Origin of the sequence: Micromonospora sp. NPDC047467, from assembly GCF_040643095.1 — a bacterium.
Lineage (GTDB): Bacteria > Actinomycetota > Actinomycetes > Mycobacteriales > Micromonosporaceae > Micromonospora.
Genome location: NZ_JBEYTO010000002.1, coordinates 343,335 through 360,472, shown reverse-complemented (window position 1 = coordinate 360,472; position 17,138 = coordinate 343,335). Strand labels below are relative to the sequence as shown.

Genomic DNA, 17,138 nt, shown 5'->3' with positions numbered 1-17,138 from the left:
CCTTAGTACTTGAGCAGGTTGGCGTCGTCGACACTCGCGGAGCGTCGAGTCCGGAAGATCGACATGATGATCGCGAGCCCGACCACGACCTCGGCCGCGGCCACCACCATCACGAAGAACGCCATGATCTGGCCGTTGAGGTCACCGTTGATCCGGCTGAAGGTGACCAGCGTCAGATTGGCCGCGTTGAGCATCAGCTCCACGCACATGAACAGCACGATCGCGTTGCGCCGGACGAGCACCCCGGCGGCGCCGATGGTGAACAGCACCGCGGCGAGGACCAGGTAGTAGTTCGGCTCGACCGAGAAGAACGATTCCATTACTTGTCCGTCCCCTTCAGCGAGGTCTCCTCGGCGGTCAGCTCGCGCTGCGGAAGGATCGCCGGGGTGCTGCGGTCGGTCAGGCGGCCGTCGGGCAACCGGGCCGGGGTGGCCACCGAGGAGGACGTCGCGAAGACGCCGGGGCCGGGCTTGGGGCCGGGGTAGTTGCCCGGCGCGAAGCGAGCCCGCATCGTCGACGGCTGGTCGACCTTGTCCTGCTTACGCCGCTCGATGTGCGCGAGCACCATGGCACCGACCGCCGCGGTGATCAGCAGCGCCGACGTCAACTCGAACGCCAGGACGTACTTGGTGAAGAGCAGCCGGGCGATGCCCTCCACGTTGCCCTCCGCGTTGGCCTGCTCCAGGCCGACCGCGGTGGTGCCGTCCAGCGCGTGGTAGACGCCGCTGCCGATCAGGCCGGCGAAGCCCACGCCCAGCACGATGGCGGCGACCCGCTGGCCGCGCAGCGTCTCGATCAGCGAGTCGGAGGCGTCCCGGCCGACCAGCATGAGCACGAACAGGAACAGCATCATGATCGCGCCGGTGTAGACGATGATCTGCACCATGCCGATGAACGGCCCGGCCTGGAGCACGTAGAACACGCCCAGACAGAGCATGGTGAGCACCAGCCAGAGCGCCGAGTGCACGGCGTTGCGGGCGGCCACCATCCCGATCGCGCCGACCAGCGCGAGGGGCGCGAGGATCCAGAAGGTGACCTGCTCGCCGCCGGACACCCCGCCCGCCGCGGCCAGCACCGTAGACGTGGTCATGCTCCCTCTCCCTTGCCGGCCGCCGCGCGCTGGGCGGCCTGCTCGGCGCCCGGGAACGTCACGCCGGGGTGCTCCTCGACCTGGTAGCGGCCGGGGCCCATCGGGGACGTCTCGGCACCGGCGGAGGTGCCCGGGTTGTCCAGCGCGCCGACGTAGTAGTCCTTCTCGCTGTCGCCCAGCCGCATCGGGTGCGGCGGCTGCTCCATGCCTTCGAGCAGCGGTGCCAGCAACTGCTCCTTGGTGAAGATCAGGTCCTGCCGGTTGTCCCGGGCCAGCTCGTACTCGTTGCTCATGGTGAGCGAACGGGTCGGGCAGGCCTCGATGCACAGCCCGCAGAAGATGCACCGGGCGTAGTTGATCTGGTAGATGCTGGCGTACCGCTCACCCGGCGAGAAGCGCTGCTCGTCGGTGTTGTCGCCACCCTCGACGTAGATCGCGTCCGCCGGGCAGGCCCAGGCACACAGCTCGCAGCCGATGCACTTCTCCAGGCCGTCCGGGTGCCGGTTGAGGATGTGCCGCCCGTGGTAGCGCGGCGCCGAAACCGGCGGCTTGAACGGGTAGTCGGTGGTGACGACCTTCCTGAACATGTGCGAGAAGGTGACCCCGAATCCCTTGAACGTTCCGGTGATCGCGCCCACGTCACACCTCCCTGGAGTCCGAGCCGGCGATGTTGGCCGGCTCCCGCTCGGCGACCACGCGCGTGATACGCGGGCTCGGTGGTACCTGTAGATCCATCGGTGGCAGCGGGAAGCTGCCGTACGGCCGGCTGTCCACCTGTTCCTGCGTCGTCGGCGTCGGCGTCGGCTTGCGGTTCGGCCAGAACAGCGTGGCGATCAGCAGGATGCCGGCCGGGATGCCGACCGCGATGAGCTTGCCGCGCGAGTCCCAGTCCTCGATGGAACGCAGGCCCGCCAGGACCAGGATCCAGACCAGGTTGATCGGCAGCAGCACCTTCCAGCCGAGCCGCATGAACTGGTCGTACCGGAGCCGGGGCAGCGTGCCGCGCAGCCACACGAAGACGAAGACCAGCGCGATCACCTTGCCGAAGAACCAGAGCATCGGCCACCAACCGGAGTTGGCGCCCTCCCAGATCGTGATCGGCCACGGCGCGTGCCAGCCACCGAGGAAGAGCGTCACGGTGAACGCCGACATCGTCACCATCGCGACGTACTCGCTGAGCATGAAGAGCGCGAACTTCAGCGAGCTGTACTCCGTCTGGAAGCCCGCCACCAGCTCCGACTCCGCCTCGGGGAGGTCGAACGGCGCCCGGTTCGTCTCACCGACGATGGCGATGAAGAACATGACGAAGCTCGGCAGCAGCAGGATCCCGTACCAGCCGGGCGCGTGGATCGTGGCGCCGCCGATGCTGAGCTGGGTGGCGTCTCCCTGGGCGGCCACGATGCCGCTGGTGGACATCGTGCCCGCGGTCATGAACACCGCGACGACGCTCAGGCCCAGCGTGACCTCGTAGGAAACCAGTTGGGCGGCGGAGCGCAGGCTGCCGAGCAGCGGGTACGTGGAGCCGGACGCCCAGCCGCCGAGCACGATGCCGTACACCGCGAGCGACGACAGGGCCAGCACCAGCAGGACGGCCACCGGCACGTCGGTGACCTGCAGTGGCGTCCGGTGCCCGAAGATGCTGACCATCGGGCCGAACGGCATCACCGACAGCGCGGTGACCGCGCAGACCACCGAGATCACCGGCGCGAAGAAGTAGACGACCTTGTCCGCCGCCTTCGGGAGGATGTCCTCCTTGAAGGCCAGCTTCAGGCCGTCGGCGAGGGTCTGCAGCAGACCGAACGGACCGACCTGGTTGGGGCCGGGCCGCACCTGCATGAAGCCCACCACGCGCCGCTCGAACCAGACGCCGAGCAGAGTGGCCAGCACGGCGAAGACGAACGCGAAGAGGATCTTGATGAGGACCAGCCACAACGGATCCTGGCCGAAGTCGGCCAGAGTCGGGTCCTGGGCGAGGTAGGACGGACTCACTGGTTACCCCCAGCGTTGAGGAGCGGACCCGGGAGACCGGTCTCGTCGGCCGCCACCCGCCCGGCCGGCACGGCCACGCTCGGTGCGGGGACCGAGATCCGGACGACCGTGCCGGACGTCGCCCCGAGGCTCCGTCGCACGGTCGAGCCCGGCGAGTTCGTCGGCAGCCAGACAACGCCGTCCGGCATCTCGGTGAGCGCCGCCGGCAGGGTCAACGCCCCCCGGTCGGTGCCGACCGTGACCGCGTCGCCGTCGACGACACCGAGCGCCTCGGCGGTGCCCTTGCCCAACCGGACGACCGGCGGGCGGGCGGTGCCGGCGAGGTGCTCGTCGCCGTCGGTCAGGCTGCCGAGGTCGACCAGCTGGTGCCAGGTGGCCAGTACGGCCTCCCCGGCGCGCGTCTGCGGCGCCGCGCCGGGCGACACCGACGGCGGGGCCGGCCGAGACGTACGCGTGGTCGGCAGCGAGCCCAGTTCGCGGCGCACGCTCGGCACGTCGGCCGTGCCGAGTCGCACGTCGAGCAGCGCCGCCAGCGTGTCGAGCACGCGGCCGTCGGTCATCGCCGCGGTCTTCAGCACCGCTTCGAACGGACGCAGCCGGCCCTCCCAGTCCAGGAAGCTGCCAGCCTTCTCGACCACCGGCGCGATCGGCAGGACCACGTTCGCCCGCCGGGTCACCGCGCTGCCGCGCAGCTCCAGGCTGACCAGGAACGGCACCGCGTCGAGGGCGGTCTCGGCCAGTCGCGGGTCGGCCAGGTCGGCCGGGTCGACCCCGCCGACCACCAGCGCGCCGAGCTGCCCGTTGGCGGCCGCCGCCAGGATGCCGTCGGTGTCCCGACCGGCCTGGCTCGGGATCACCCCGGCCGGGATGTCCCACGCCTCGCCCAGCTCGGCCCGCGCGGCCGGCTCGTTGACCAGCCGGCCGCCGGGGAGCAGGTTGGGCAGGCAACCCGCGTCGACAGCGCCACGGTCACCCGCGCGTCGCGGCACCCAGGCCAGCTTCGCGCCGGTACGCCGGGCCACGTCCGCCGCGGCGGAGAGCCCGCCCGGCACACTGGCCAGCCGCTCGCCGACGATGAGGATCGCGCCCGGCGCGCTCAGCGCCTCGGCGACGGTGGCGTGCTCGGCGAGCACGCTCGCCTCCTCGCCCGGCACCACCCGGGCCAGCTTGGCGCCGAGCTTCTCCAGGCCGCGGGTGGCGAACGGCGCCAGCGCGTACACCGTCAGGGTCTTCTTCAGGTACGCCTTGCGCAGCCGCAGGAAGAGGATCGGGCACTCCTCCTCCGGCTCCAGGCCGACCAGCACCACCGCCGGCGCGTTCTCCACGTCGGTGTAGGTGACGTCGGTGACCCCGGCGACCGAGCTGGCCAGGAAGTCGGCCTCCTCGCGGGAGACCGGCCGGGCCCGGAAGTCGATGTCGTTGGTGTTCAGTGCCACCCGGGCGAACTTCGCGTACGCGTAGGCGTCCTCGACGGTCAGCCGACCGCCGGTGAGCACCGCCGTGCCCTGGCCGCTGTCGCGGGCAGCGCGCAGCCCTTCGGCGGCCACGGTGAGCGCCTCACTCCAGGACGCCTCGCGCAGCTCACCGGTGCTGTCGTCGCGGACCAGCGGGGTGGTCAGCCGGTCGGTGGCCCGGGTGTACTGGAAGCCCCAGCGACCCTTGTCGCAGTTCCACTCCTCGTTCACCGCCGGCTCGTCGCCGGCCAGCCGGCGCAGCACCTTGCCGCGCCGCCAGTCGGTGCGCTGCCCGCAGCCGGCCGAGCAGTGCTCGCAGACGCTCGGGCTGGAGACCAGGTCGAACGGGCGGGCCCGGAAGCGGTACTGGGCGCCGGTCAGCGCACCCACCGGGCAGATCTGCACGGTGTTGCCGGAGAAGTAGGAGTTGAACGGGACGTCCCCAGCGTCGCCCTCTTCGCCATACGCGTCGTCGCGGTAGATGTTGATCTCCTCGGCGGACGACCGGCCCATCAGGTCGATGAACTTGTCGCCGGCGATCTCCTCGGAGAACCGGGTGCAGCGCTGGCAGAGCACGCAGCGCTCGCGGTCCAGCAGCACCTGGCTGCTGATCGCCATCGGCTTCTCGTACTCCCGCTTGTGCTCGTGGAAGCGCGAGTCGGTACGGCCGGTGGACATCGCCTGGTTCTGCAGCGGGCACTCGCCGCCCTTGTCACACATCGGGCAGTCCAGCGGGTGGTTGAGCAGCAGCAGCTCCATCACCCCCTCCTGCGCCTTCTTGGCGACCGGCGAGGTGAGCTGGGTCCGTACGACCATGCCGTCGGCGACGGTCTGGGTGCAGGAGGCGACAGGCTTGCGCTGCCCCTCCACCTCGACCAGGCACTGCCGGCACGCGCCGGCCGGGGCCAGCAGCGGGTGGTCGCAGAACCGGGGGATCTCGGTGCCCATCTGCTCGGCGGCCCGGATCAGCAGCGTCCCCTTGGGAGCGGTGACCTCGACGCCGTCGATGGTGAGCGTGACCGTGTCGGTCTGCTTGGCTACGTCCGTCATCAGTGAGCTCCAACCAGCTGCTTGTCGGAGAGCTTCGGCGCGGTACGTCCCTCGATGTAGTCGAGGTAGTCCTGCTTGAAGTACTTCAGCGACGAGGTCACCGAGCTGGTCGCGCCGTCACCGAGGCCGCAGAACGAGCGGCCGAGGATGTTGTCACAGGTGTCCAGCAGGGTGTCCAGGTCCTCGTGGGTGCCCTGACCTGCGAGGATCCGCCGGTAGACACGCACCATCCAGTAGTTGCCCTCGCGACACGGGGTGCACTTGCCGCACGACTCGTGGTGGTAGAACTCCAGCCACCGGTAGGTCGCGTAGACCGGGCAGTCCTGGTCGGAGAAGATCTGGGTGGCCGTGGTGCCGAGGATCGAGCCGGCCGCCGCCACCCCCTCGAAGTCCAGCGGCACGTCCAGGTGCTCGGCCGCGAGCAGCGGGGTCGACGAGCCGCCCGGCGTCCAGAACCTCAGGTTATGGCCGGGCTGCATCCCGCCGGCCAGCTCCAGCAGCTCGCGCAGCGTCACGCCCATCGAGCACTCGTACTGGCCGGGGTTCACGATCCGGCCGGAGAGCGAGTAGATCATCGGCCCGGACGACTTCTCGGTGCCCATGGACTTCCACCAGTCGGCCCCGCCGAGCACGATCGGCGGCACGCTGGCGATGGTGCCGACGTTGTTCACCACCGTCGGGCTGGCGTACAGGCCGTGGGTGGCCGGGAACGGCGGGCGCAGCCGGGGCTGGCCACGGAACCCCTCCAGCGAGTCCAGCAGCGCCGTCTCCTCGCCGCAGATGTACGCCCCGGCGCCGGAGTGCACCACCAGCTCCAGGTCGTAGCCGCTGCGCAGGATGTTCCGGCCGAGGTAACCCTTGTCGTACGCCTCCTGGACGGCGTTGCGCAGCCGGCGCGCGGCGTGCACCGCCTCGCCACGGATGTAGATGTAGGCGCGGTTGGCCCGGATCGCGTACGACGCGATGATCACGCCCTCGACCAGCGCGTGCGGGTCGTGGGTCATCAGCGGCAGGTCCTTGCAGGTGCCCGGCTCGCCCTCGTCGGCGTTGACCACCAGGTAGTGCGGCTTGCCGTCGCCCTGCGGGATGAAGCCCCACTTGAGACCGGTGGGGAAGCCCGCGCCACCCCGCCCGCGCAGCCCGGAGTCCTTGATCAGTTGGATCAGGTCGTCCGGGTGGGCCTTGAGGGCCTTGCGCAGCGCGGCGTAGCCGTCCAACTGCTCATAGGTGCCGATCCGCCAGGCGTCCGGCGACAGCCAGCGCTTGGTCAGCACCGGCGTCAGCTTGGCCAGCGTCTCCTGGCGGGGAGTGGTCACTTCTGGGCCCCCGTTTCGTTCGCGGCGGCGGAGTTCGCGCCATCGGCGCTCGCCGACGCTTCGGTGAGGTTGCGCTCCTGCGCGCCGGTGGAGTCGCCGGCGGGCTTGCGGTCGCTGGCCGGCGCGTTGGCCGCCGCACCGGCGGCCTCCGCCTTCCGCGCGTCGCGCGGGGCCGGCGGCGAGGTCTCCGTGGCCGCGGCGGGCGCCGGCTTGGCGGCGGCCTTCGCCTTCGCCGCCTCCTTGTCCGCCTCGGCCTTGCTGCGGATCGGGGTGTTCGGGTCGAAGCCCGGCACCGACACGCCGTGCTCCTGCGCCAGCCGCAACCCGCGCAGCGTGGCCTCGCCCGGTCCGCCGTCGGCGACCGCGCCGTCGCGCTCGTCGGCGAAACCGGCGAGCTGCACCGCCATCTCCTTGAGCGTGCAGAGCCGGGCGCCGCGGGTCGGCATCGGCCGGCCACCGGCGCGCAACTCGTCGACCACACCGACCGCAGTGGACGGGTCCACCCCGTCGAAGAAGTCGTAGTTGACGGTCATCACCGGGCCGTAGTCACAGGCCGCCAGGCACTCGGCGTGCTCCAGCGTGATCTTTCCGTCGGCCGTGGTCTCGTCGTGCCCGACGCCCAGGTGCTCGGTGAGGGTGTCATAGACCTCCTGGCCACCCAGCACGTTGCACATGGTGTTGGTGCAGACGCTGACCAGGAAGTCACCGGTCGGCTTGCGCTTGTACATGGTGTAGAAGGTGGCCACCGCGCCGACCTGCGCCTTGTTCAGGCCGAGCACCTCGGCGCAGAACGTGACACCGGCCGGAGAGACGTAGCCCTCCTCCGACTGGACCAGGTGCAGCAGCGGCAGCAGCGCCGAGCGGGACCGGTCCGCCGGGTAGCGGGCGATGATCTCGCGCGCCCGTTCCCGGGTCTCGTCAGTGAAAACGGTCATCGGTCACAACCACCCATCACGGGGTCCAGCGAGGCGCCGCCGGCGATCACGTCGGCGATCAGGCCGCCCTCGGCCATCGCCGGCAGGGCCTGGAGGTTGACGAAGCTCGGCTCCCGGTAGTGCACCCGGTATGGCCGGGTGCCACCGTCGGAGACCGCGTGCACGCCCAACTCGCCGCGAGGCGACTCGATGCCGACGTACACCTGGCCGGGCGGGACCCGGAAGCCCTCGGTGACCAGCTTGAAGTGGTGGATCAGCGACTCCATCGACTGACCCATGATCTTCGCGACGTGCTCCAGGGAGTTGCCCATGCCGTCGACGCCGATGGCGAGCTGGGCCGGCCAGGCGATCTTGCGGTCGGCGACCATCACCGGGCCCGGCCGGAGCCGGTCCAGTGCCTGCTCGACCAGCTTCATCGACTCCCGGATCTCGGCGAGGCGGACCAGGTAGCGGCCCCACACGTCACCGTCGGGGTGCGTCGGCACGTCGAACTCGTACGTCTCGTAGCCGCAGTACGGCATGGTCTTGCGCAGGTCCCACGCGAGCCCGGCGGAGCGCAGCACCGGCCCGGTGATGCCGAGCGCCACGCACCCGGTCACATCCAGCACCGCGACGTTCTTGGTGCGCTCGGTCCAGATCGGCTGGCCGGAGAGCAGGTCCTCGTACTCCTTGAGCTTCTTCGGCATCATCTTGAGGAAGTCGCGGATCTTGACGATCGCCTCGTCCGGAACGTCCTGCGCCACACCGCCCGGCCGGACGTACGCGTGGTTCATCCGCAGGCCGGTGATCGTCTCGAAGATGTCGAGGATGTACTCCCGCTCGCGGAAGCCGTACAACATGATCGAGATGGCGCCCAGCTCCATGCCGGTGGTGGCCAGCCAGACCAGGTGCGACGAGATCCGGTTGAGCTCCATCATCAGCACGCGGATGGTGGTGGCCCGCTCGGTGATGTCGTCGGTGATGCCGAGCAGCTTCTCGACGGCGAGGGCGTACGCCGTCTCGTTGAAGATCGGGGCGAGGTAGTCCATCCGGGTCACGAAGGTCGAGCCCTGCACCCAGTTGCGGTACTCGAGGTTCTTCTCGATGCCGGTGTGCAGGTAGCCGACGACCGAGCGGGCCTCGCGGACCGTCTCGCCCTCCAGCTCCAGGACCAGTCGCAGCACCCCGTGCGTGGACGGGTGCTGCGGACCCATGTTGACCACGATCCGCTCGTCGTGGAGCGGGTCGGTGCCCGAGACGACCGTGTCCCAGTCACCACCGGTGACGGTGAAGACCCGACCCTCGGTGGTCTCGTGCTCGGTCGCGTAGTTCGACGTCGTCACTGGTACGACCTCCTCCGGTCCGGCGGCGGGATCTCGGCGCCCTTGTATTCGACGGGCACCCCACCGAGCGGGTAGTCCTTGCGCTGCGGGTGGCCTTCCCAGTCGTCCGGCATGAGGATCCGGGTCAGGCTGGGGTGGCCGTCGAAGACGATCCCGAACATGTCGTACGCCTCCCGCTCCTGCCAGTCCGCCGTCGGGTAGACGGCGGTCACGCTGGGCAGGTGCGGCTGCTCGACGGAGACCGCGGCCTCCAGGCGGACCCGACGCCGGTACGTCATCGAGGTGAGCAGGTAGACCACGTGCAGCCGGCGCTCGTCGGCACCGAGGTAGTCCACACCGGACACCGAGGAGCACAGCTCGAAGCGCAGCGCCATGTCGTCCCGCAGCACCTGGCAGACCTCGGCGATCCGCTCCGGACGGACGTGCAGGGTCAGCTCACCCCGGTCGACGACGACCTTCTCGATCGCGTCGCCGAAGGCCGGGTACGCCTCCTCCAACGCGTCGCGGACCTCGTCGAAGTAGCCGCCGTAGGGCCGCGCGGCCTCCTCGATCGGCTGGCGCTGGCGGACCAGGCCGCCGTAGCCGGACACGTCGCCGGTGCCCTGGTTGCCGAACATCCCGCGGCCGGCCGGGCTGGACGGCGGGTACTCGGCCGGCGCGGTGCCGCTGGCGCCGGCCGGGGTGACCGGCACCGGCACCCCGCCGTCGTTGGGCTTGTCGGTGGGTGACGTCATTTGGGGCCTACCTGCGGGTGGAGGTGGTTCTGGGCGTTCATCCAGTTCTCGATCCGCAGCTGCTCCTCGCGCCCCTCGCGGACCGCCTGGGTCCACTCGGCACGCCGGGCCTTGTCGCTGCGGTACGAGGACGGCATGGAGCCGTACGGCACGACCGGAACGTCACCGCGCTCCTGGCGGGCCGCCAGCATCTTGCGACCGTTCGCGCCGAGCGGCTCGTACATGATCTTCTCGCGGAGCTTGAGGATCGCGTCGATGAGCATCTCGGGCCGGGGCGGGCAGCCGGGCAGGTACATGTCGACCGGCACGACGTGGTCGACACCCTGCACGATCGCGTAGTTGTTGAACATGCCGCCGCTGCTGGCGCAGACGCCCATCGAGAGCACCCAGCGGGGCTCGGCCATCTGGTCGTAGATCTGGCGCAGCACCGGTGCCATCTTCTGGCTCACCCGGCCGGCGACGATCATCAGGTCGGCCTGCCGGGGCGAGGCCCGGAAGACCTCCATGCCCCAGCGGCCCATGTCGTAGTGCGGACCACCGGCGGCCATCATCTCGATGGCGCAGCAGGCCAGGCCGAAGGTGGCGCCCCACACGGACGACTTCCGGGACCAGTTGACCAGCTTCTCCACCGAGGTGAGCAGGACGCCGGCGGGAAGCTTCTCCTCGATGCCCATCTGACGTTCCTTCCTCAGTCCCAGTCCAGGCCGCCGCGCCGCCACACGTAGGCGTACGCGACGAAGACCGCGACGATGAACAGGACCATCTCCACAAAGCCGAAGATCGGCAGAGCGTCGAACGAGACCGCCCAGGGGTAGAGGAAGATGATCTCGATGTCGAAGACGATGAAGAGCATCGCCGTCAGGTAGAACTTGATCGGGAACCGACCACCGCCGATCGGCTGGGGGCTCGGCTCGATGCCGCACTCGTAAGCCTCGAGTTTGGCCTTGTTGTATCGACGGGGACCGGTGAGACGGGCGGCGCCAACGGAGAACAGCGCGAACGCCGCGGCGAGGGCGAAGAGCCCGATGATCGGTGCATAAGGCGAGAGCGACATCTTTTCTCCTGCTCGTCCTTCCCTGCCCTCAGTGCTTGACGAAAATCACACTATTCACGTCCCTCGCGGTGGCTGCCGCCGGGGGTCGATCTCCATCCCGCTCAGGGCTGTGACCAGCACCGATACGGTTTGTCCAGCCGGTCCCCCGCCAGCGTCGGCGATGGCGGGGAGCCGCAGTCATCGATCGCATTACACGGCCGGAGCCGCCTTCGTCATCGCGTTGATGACCCGGTCCATCGCGTCCCCGCCACGGGGATCGGTCAGGTTGGCCAACAGTTTGAGCACGAATCGCATCAGCGTCGGGTGCGGCATTCCGTGCTTGGTGGCGATCCGCATGATCTCCGGACGGCCAATCAGCTTCACGAAGATGCCGCCGAGGCGGTAGTAGCCACCGAGCCGGGCCTTCAGCTCGTTCGGGTACGCCATCAGCGCCCGCTCCCGCTCCGGGCCGGCCGGCCGGGCGAGGGCCTGGGCCACAACCTCCGCGGCCAACTCGCCGGACTCCATGGCGTACGCGATGCCCTCGCCGTTGAACGGGTTGACCATGCCGCCGGAGTCGCCGACCAGCAGCACGCCGCGCGTGTAGTGGGGCACCCGGTTGAAGCCCATCGGCAGCGCCGCGCCGAGGATCGGGCCCTCGGCGTTGGCCTCGTCGGTCATCCCCCAGTCCTCGGGGGTGTTGGCGAGCCAGTCGGTGAGCAGCCTGCGGTAGTTGGTCTTGCCGAACGCGGAGGACGAGTTGAGCACGCCGAGGCCGACGTTGACGCGGCCGTCACCGAGGCCGAAGATCCAGCCGTACCCGGGCAGCAGGTTGTCGCCGCTGTCCTTGCTGCGCAGCTCCAGCCACGACTCCAGGTAGTTGTCGTCGTGCTTGACCGGTGAGCGGTAGTAGCGGCGGACGGCCACGCCGATCGGCCGGTCCTCCCGCTTGGCCAGCCCGAGCGCGAGCGGGAACCGACCGGAGACCCCGTCGGCCGCCACGACCAGCGGAGCGCGGAAGGTGGCGGGCTCCTTGCCCGGCCCCACCTCCGCCTCGACGCCGGTCACCCGGCCGTCGTCGTCGAGCACCGGGCCCAGCACGTTGACGTTGGTGCGCAGTTCGGCGCCGGCGGCCACCGCCCGCTGGGCGAGCAGGTCGTCGAAGTCGAGCCTCGTACGCACCAGGCCGTAGTTGGGGAAGCTGGCCAGGTCGGGCCAGTCCAGTTCGAGGCGTACGCCGCCGCCGATCACCCGCAGGCCCCGGTTGTGCAGCCAGCCGGCCTCGGGCGACGTGTCCACGCCCATCCGGATGAGCTGCCGCACCGCGCGCGGGGTCAGCCCGTCGCCGCAGACCTTCTCCCGAGGGAACTCGGTCTTCTCCAACACCAACACCCGTGCGCCGTGCCGGGCCAGGTGGTACGCAGTCGCTGATCCACCGGGACCGGCGCCCACGACGATGACGTCGGCGTCGTGTTCCACCGCGGTCATTCGCGCCTCCTCCCGCACGCTCGTGAAATGCTTCACAAGCCAGACGGGACGAGTGTATGACCGGTGTCATACCTGCGCAGCGCCAGGGGTACCTAACTCGCTGGTGTTACAGCCGGTGACCGTCCACAGTGGGCAGCTGTCAGGCCCGACTGGGCGCGTCGAGGCCAGCGTCGACCCGGATGGATTCCGGCAGATGCTCACGTAACGCACCCCCGGCCGCCCGGTCCAGCGCGGCCAGCACCTCGGCGACCACCTGCCGGACGTCCGCGGGGTCGGCACCGGCCAGCGCACGCAGTTGCGCGATGAGTTCGGCCGCGTCGTCGTCGGTGGCGGCCACCGGGTCCGCCGGGTCTGCTCCGGTCATGCCGACGAGCGTACCGGGCAAAGTGGACTAAATGCCGGTATTGGCGAAACCCGAATTATGTCCAGATCGGGTCGTCGTCCGCGACTACTCGCGGATCCCCCGGTGCAGGGCGACCACGCCGCCGGTCAGGTTGCGCCACGCCACGCGGCCCCACCCGGCCGCACCGACCCGTCCGGCCAACGCGGCCTGATCCGGCCATGCCCGGATCGACTCGGCCAGGTAGACGTACGCCTCCGGGTTGCTGGACACGCTGCGGGCCACCGCCGGCAGGGACCGCATCAGGTACGACAGGTAGACCGTCCGGAAAGCCGGGTTGACCGGGGTGCTGAACTCGCAGACCACCAGCCGTCCGCCCGGCCGGGTGACCCGGGCCAGCTCGCGCAGGGCCGCGTCGGTGTCGTTGACGTTGCGTAGCGCGAACGAGATGGTCACCGCGTCGAAGCTGGCGTCGGCGAACGGCAGCCGCAGTGCGTCCCCCGCCAGCAGCGGCACCTCGGGCCGAGCCCGCTTGCCCGCGTACAACATGCCCAGCGACAGGTCGGCGCCGACCGCGTACGCCCCGGACTGGGCCAGCTCACGGGTCGAGACTCCGGTGCCCGCGCCCACGTCCAGCACCCGCTCACCCGGCCGCAGGCCGAGCGCGGCGCGGGTGGCCCGACGCCAGGACCGGTCCTGACCGAAGGAGAGCACCGTGTTGGTCAGGTCGTAACGCTCCGCCACGCCGTCGAACATCGCGGCGACCTCGTGCGGCTGCTTGTCCAGGCTGGCTCGCTGGCCCTGCGGGGTACGGCTCACCCCTCCACTCTGCCAGCCGCCGTCCGCCCAACGACCGCTGGGTCCGCGTACCCCCGGCCACCTGGGAGCGTCCGCGCGGGCGTCGCGCGACGAACAGGCACACGCACGGCACGGCCGGCGCGCGGGACACAGGCGGCGCAGCCGGCGACGCGGCACGGCCAGCGGCGCGGCGCGCGGCTGTGCCCTGGCACGCGAAAGGGCGGGGTGGTCGCCCACCCCGCCCTCGCGTTACGCCTCGGTCAGTCGGTCGACTTCTCGTCGCCCGGGGCGACCAGGACGACCTTGCGCCGACGGGAGAGCACCAGCAGCGCTCCGCCCACGAGCAGGATGATGCCGCCGATGCCGCCGATCAGGCCGACCTGCACACCGGTCACCGGGAGACCGCCACCACCGGAACCGCCACCGGCGGCCGGCGACGTGGTCACGCCGGGGGACGTGGTCGCGTCCGGCGACGTCGTGCCGCCCGGGGTCGGGGTGGCCGTCGGGTCCGCCGTGGGCGTCGCCGTCGGGGTCGGAGTCGGGGTGGGCTGCACGGTCAGGTCGACGAAGACGTCGAACTGCGCGCTGTTGTCCACCTCGTCGGCCTCGGTGAACGCCCGACGCTGCGCGCCGGTGGCCACCTTCGGCTGCTCCTCGGGGCTGCCCGCGGCGGCGTCCAGACCGAAGGCCCACAGGAAGCCGGGCCGGAGCACCGACTCGGTCACGTCCGCGCCGACCTTCACCCGGACACCGGCGGTGTAGAACTGCCCCGGCTTCAGCACCACGCCGCTGTCCTCGCAGTACGCGTTCGCGAAGCCACCCAGCGGCTGCTCGACGCAGCCCTCCGGCAACTCGGCGAAGGTGACGCCGGCCGGCAGGGTGATCCCGTACGCCACGCCTGTCGCCTTGCGACTGCCGTCGTTGTAGATCGCCCAATCCAGCGGTGCGGTCTCGCCGGGCTTCAGGGGCCGGAGGTTGGGCTCGCCCGCCTCGTCCCCGTCCACCGTCACGTTGGCGTAGACGTCCTGCACCCAGGCGGTCAGGTCGTAGCCGGGCTCGGTGACGGTGATCTCGTGCTCGACGGTGTTGTCGTCGAGGTCGGGGTCGGTGGTGGCCGAGCTGATGGTGACCACCAGCTTTCCGGCGTCACCACGACCACCGGTGGAGAAGAGCGGGATGCCGAAGTCCTCGGTGGTGCCGGCGGCCAGATCGCCGAGCAGGCAGCTGAAGGTCGTGCCGGTGACGTCACACCCGACCGGGACGAGGAACCCGACCTTGCGGTTGAGGCCCTTGGTCTCCACGGTGACCCGGACGTCCTTGGCGTCGACCGTGCTCCGGGTGTTGTCGACCTGGAACTTGAACGGCTTGGCCTTGGCCTCCGTGACGCCCTGTGCCAGTTGGTAGCTCAACGGCTGGAGCGCCAGGTCGGCCTCGGCTGCGGCCTGCGCCGGGGCGGCGACGGTGGCCAGGCCACCGGCCGCGAGCAGGGCCACGACGCCGGCGCGAGCCAGGGTCGAGCGGTGGAACGCTGTCATCGGTCCCCCGGGGGATAGGGAAGAGAAAATGTGTGGAACGAGCGGACGTTATCGAAGGTCGATCTCCCGCGCCACCGTGGGAGACGGTTTTCAACCGTCCGGACCGGACCGGACAAACGGTACGGGCGGAATGGTCACCCATCCCGCCCGTACCGCCGTGCGTTATATGAACGACCCCTCACGGGTCGATGGAGGACCATCCCGGAACAGCACCCATCCGACCGCGTGAAACGGTGGATGGTGAGACGGATATGAGCCCGGACGGTAGCCGCCCACGATCATCTCCACCAGCCCCGCAGCGGGCAGCCTGGCGCTGCGACGACAGGGACAACCCGTACCGCCGAACCGGCCGCGCGGGTGCACGACCCCCGGTCAGCCGAACGGCCGGGCCACGACAAGCCCTCAGTTGACCTCGACCAGCGGGAGCGACCGGCCGGCACCGCCGCCGGGCAGCGCGATCGACGAGAAGTGCGAAACCACCCGCTCGTCGGTCGGGTCGTCGGCCGGCGTGTGGTGCACCGCCAGCCGGTTGTAGAGGGTGTCCCGCTGCGCCGGGATCCGGTCGGCAGAGCGGATCATGCCGATCAGCTCGTGCAGGTTGGAGCGGTGCCGGGCGCCGGCCGAGGAGATGACGTTCTCCTCCAGCATGATCGAGCCGAGGTCGTCCACGCCCATGTGCAGGGCGAGCTGCCCGACGTCCTTGCCGGTGGTCAGCCAGGACGCCTGCAGGTGCGGCACGGTCTCGAAGAAGAGGCGGGCCACCGCGACCAGACGCAGGTACTCCAGCGTGGTCGCCTGCGTGCGGCCCTTGAGGTGGTTGTTCTCCGGCTGGTACGTCCACGGGATGAACGACCGGAAGCCACGGGTGCGGTCCTGCACGTCGCGGATCATGCGGAGGTGCTCGATCCGCTCGGCGTGCGTCTCGCCGGTGCCCATCATCATGGTGGCGGTCGACTCGACGCCCTGGCGGTGGGCCAGCTCCATGACCTCCAGCCAGCGCTCGCCCGACTCCTTGAGCGGCGCGATGGCCCTGCGCGGGCGCTCGGGCAGCATCTCCGCGCCGGCACCGGCGATGGAGTCCAGGCCGGCGGCCTTGATCCGGGCGATGGCCCCGTCCAGGCTCACCCCGGACACCTTGGCCATGTGCAGGATCTCGCTGGGGCCGATCGAGTGAATGGCCAGCTGCGGGTACGCCTGCTTGACCGAGGAGAACAGCTCCTCGTAGTACTCGACGCCGTAGTCCGGGTGGTGCCCGCCCTGGAGCATCACCTGGGTCGCGCCCAGCTCGACCGCCTCGGCGCAGCGACGCAGGATTTCCTCGGTCGGGTGGGTCCACCCCTCGGAGTGCTTCGGCGCCCGGTAGAACGCACAGAACTTGCACGCCGTCACGCAGACGTTCGTGTAGTTGATGTTGCGGTCGATCAGGTAGGTGACGACGTTGTCCGGGTAGCGCCGCCGGCGCACCGCGTCCGCCGCCTCGCCCAGCGCGTGGAAGGGCGCCTCGGTGTAGAGCAGCAGGGCCTCCTCGGGCGTGATCCGCCCGCCGTCCGCGCCACGCTGCAGGATGTCGTCGATCTCCCGGCTCACCGTCACGCCCCCGAGCCTACGTCGGCCCTCCGGCGGCCGGCACGCCCCTCCGTCACCGGTGACGTGTCAGGACGCCGAACCTAGTGTCCGCCCTCGCGCTGCGTTGCCCCACCCACCGATGCACGCCGATCACGAGGATCCGACGGCTGTCACGACGCCGACCGCGCCGGCACGCAGACGAGGAAGGCGGCCCGGGACACGCGGTCGAAGGACCAGCGACCAGCCGGCACGGCGAGTCTCACAAGACAGGTACAGATCCCTCATCAGCCAGCCCAGATCGTCAGTCTTTGACGTCTGAGGACCCGAGAAGGGGTATCATTGCAGGTGTTTGCGGATTGGAGTGAGCTACAGGATGCTGCTGCGCTTCCGGGCGACCAACTTCGCCTCACTGCGCGACGAGGCCGAGCTGAGTCTCATCGCCAGCGACGAGCACCCAGATCTCGCCATCCGACCAGTGCCACGGGACA

16 protein-coding genes are annotated in these 17,138 nt (G+C 70.2%); all 16 read right to left on the bottom strand.

The genetic code is table 11. The annotated features are described in order from the left end of the window. Positions 1-2 precede the first annotated feature (2 nt). Positions 3-320 (bottom strand): NADH-quinone oxidoreductase subunit NuoK, encoded by a 318-nt coding sequence (gene nuoK, locus ABZ780_RS05910; RefSeq protein WP_306272991.1) that lies wholly within the window; start codon positions 318-320, stop codon positions 3-5. Next, positions 320-1,090 carry an NADH-quinone oxidoreductase subunit J gene (locus tag ABZ780_RS05905; RefSeq protein WP_357003983.1) on the bottom strand — a complete coding sequence of 257 codons (771 nt, stop codon included), beginning with the start codon at positions 1,088-1,090 and terminating at the stop codon, positions 320-322. The genes nuoK and ABZ780_RS05905 overlap by 1 nt, the downstream gene beginning before the upstream one ends. Next, complete coding sequence (gene nuoI, locus ABZ780_RS05900) at positions 1,087-1,728, bottom strand: NADH-quinone oxidoreductase subunit NuoI (RefSeq protein WP_357484594.1); 642 nt, start codon at positions 1,726-1,728, stop codon at positions 1,087-1,089. Before nuoI ends, ABZ780_RS05905 begins: the two co-directional genes overlap by 4 nt. A 1-nt stretch (position 1,729) precedes the next feature. Next, positions 1,730-3,079, bottom strand: coding sequence for an NADH-quinone oxidoreductase subunit NuoH (gene nuoH, locus ABZ780_RS05895; RefSeq protein ID WP_357003979.1), 1,350 nt, complete (start codon positions 3,077-3,079; stop codon positions 1,730-1,732). Further along, positions 3,076-5,583: an NADH-quinone oxidoreductase subunit G gene (locus tag ABZ780_RS05890; protein WP_357484591.1), complete on the bottom strand. Its 2,508-nt coding sequence runs from the start codon at positions 5,581-5,583 to the stop codon at positions 3,076-3,078. Before ABZ780_RS05890 ends, nuoH begins: the two co-directional genes overlap by 4 nt. Further along, on the bottom strand, positions 5,583-6,899 hold the full coding sequence (gene nuoF, locus ABZ780_RS05885) for an NADH-quinone oxidoreductase subunit NuoF (protein WP_357003975.1): 1,317 nt from the start codon (positions 6,897-6,899) through the stop codon (positions 5,583-5,585). The genes ABZ780_RS05890 and nuoF overlap by 1 nt, the downstream gene beginning before the upstream one ends. Further along, positions 6,896-7,834, bottom strand: coding sequence for an NADH-quinone oxidoreductase subunit NuoE (gene nuoE, locus ABZ780_RS05880; RefSeq protein WP_357484588.1), 939 nt, complete (start codon positions 7,832-7,834; stop codon positions 6,896-6,898). Before nuoE ends, nuoF begins: the two co-directional genes overlap by 4 nt. After that, positions 7,831-9,156 (bottom strand): NADH-quinone oxidoreductase subunit D, encoded by a 1,326-nt coding sequence (locus tag ABZ780_RS05875; RefSeq protein WP_357003972.1) that lies wholly within the window; start codon positions 9,154-9,156, stop codon positions 7,831-7,833. Before ABZ780_RS05875 ends, nuoE begins: the two co-directional genes overlap by 4 nt. Beyond that, positions 9,153-9,890, bottom strand: coding sequence for an NADH-quinone oxidoreductase subunit C (locus ABZ780_RS05870; RefSeq protein WP_357484586.1), 738 nt, complete (start codon positions 9,888-9,890; stop codon positions 9,153-9,155). Before ABZ780_RS05870 ends, ABZ780_RS05875 begins: the two co-directional genes overlap by 4 nt. Next, positions 9,887-10,564, bottom strand: a complete 678-nt coding sequence (locus ABZ780_RS05865; RefSeq protein ID WP_357003966.1) for an NADH-quinone oxidoreductase subunit B family protein — start codon at positions 10,562-10,564, stop codon at positions 9,887-9,889. The genes ABZ780_RS05870 and ABZ780_RS05865 overlap by 4 nt, the downstream gene beginning before the upstream one ends. A 14-nt stretch (positions 10,565-10,578) precedes the next feature. Then, positions 10,579-10,944 carry an NADH-quinone oxidoreductase subunit A gene (locus ABZ780_RS05860; protein ID WP_357003964.1) on the bottom strand — a complete coding sequence of 122 codons (366 nt, stop codon included), beginning with the start codon at positions 10,942-10,944 and terminating at the stop codon, positions 10,579-10,581. A gap of 189 nt (positions 10,945-11,133) precedes the next feature. Next, on the bottom strand, positions 11,134-12,411 hold the full coding sequence (locus ABZ780_RS05855; protein ID WP_357003962.1) for a geranylgeranyl reductase family protein: 1,278 nt from the start codon (positions 12,409-12,411) through the stop codon (positions 11,134-11,136). Positions 12,412-12,550: 139 nt separating this feature from the next. Beyond that, the gene (locus tag ABZ780_RS05850) at positions 12,551-12,775 is read right to left on the bottom strand and encodes a hypothetical protein (RefSeq protein WP_357003960.1); all 225 of its coding nucleotides are present in this window, start codon (positions 12,773-12,775) and stop codon (positions 12,551-12,553) included. An 84-nt stretch (positions 12,776-12,859) separates the two neighbouring features. Continuing rightward, the gene (locus ABZ780_RS05845) at positions 12,860-13,570 is read right to left on the bottom strand and encodes a demethylmenaquinone methyltransferase (RefSeq protein ID WP_357484584.1); all 711 of its coding nucleotides are present in this window, start codon (positions 13,568-13,570) and stop codon (positions 12,860-12,862) included. Positions 13,571-13,809: 239 nt separating this feature from the next. Continuing rightward, entirely contained in the window at positions 13,810-15,084 is a 1,275-nt protein-coding gene (locus ABZ780_RS05840) for an LPXTG cell wall anchor domain-containing protein (RefSeq protein ID WP_357484581.1), read from the bottom strand. Positions 15,085-15,486: 402 nt separating this feature from the next. Beyond that, the gene (gene mqnC, locus ABZ780_RS05835; RefSeq protein WP_357484578.1) at positions 15,487-16,677 is read right to left on the bottom strand and encodes a cyclic dehypoxanthinyl futalosine synthase; all 1,191 of its coding nucleotides are present in this window, start codon (positions 16,675-16,677) and stop codon (positions 15,487-15,489) included. Positions 16,678-17,138: the final 461 nt, after the last annotated feature.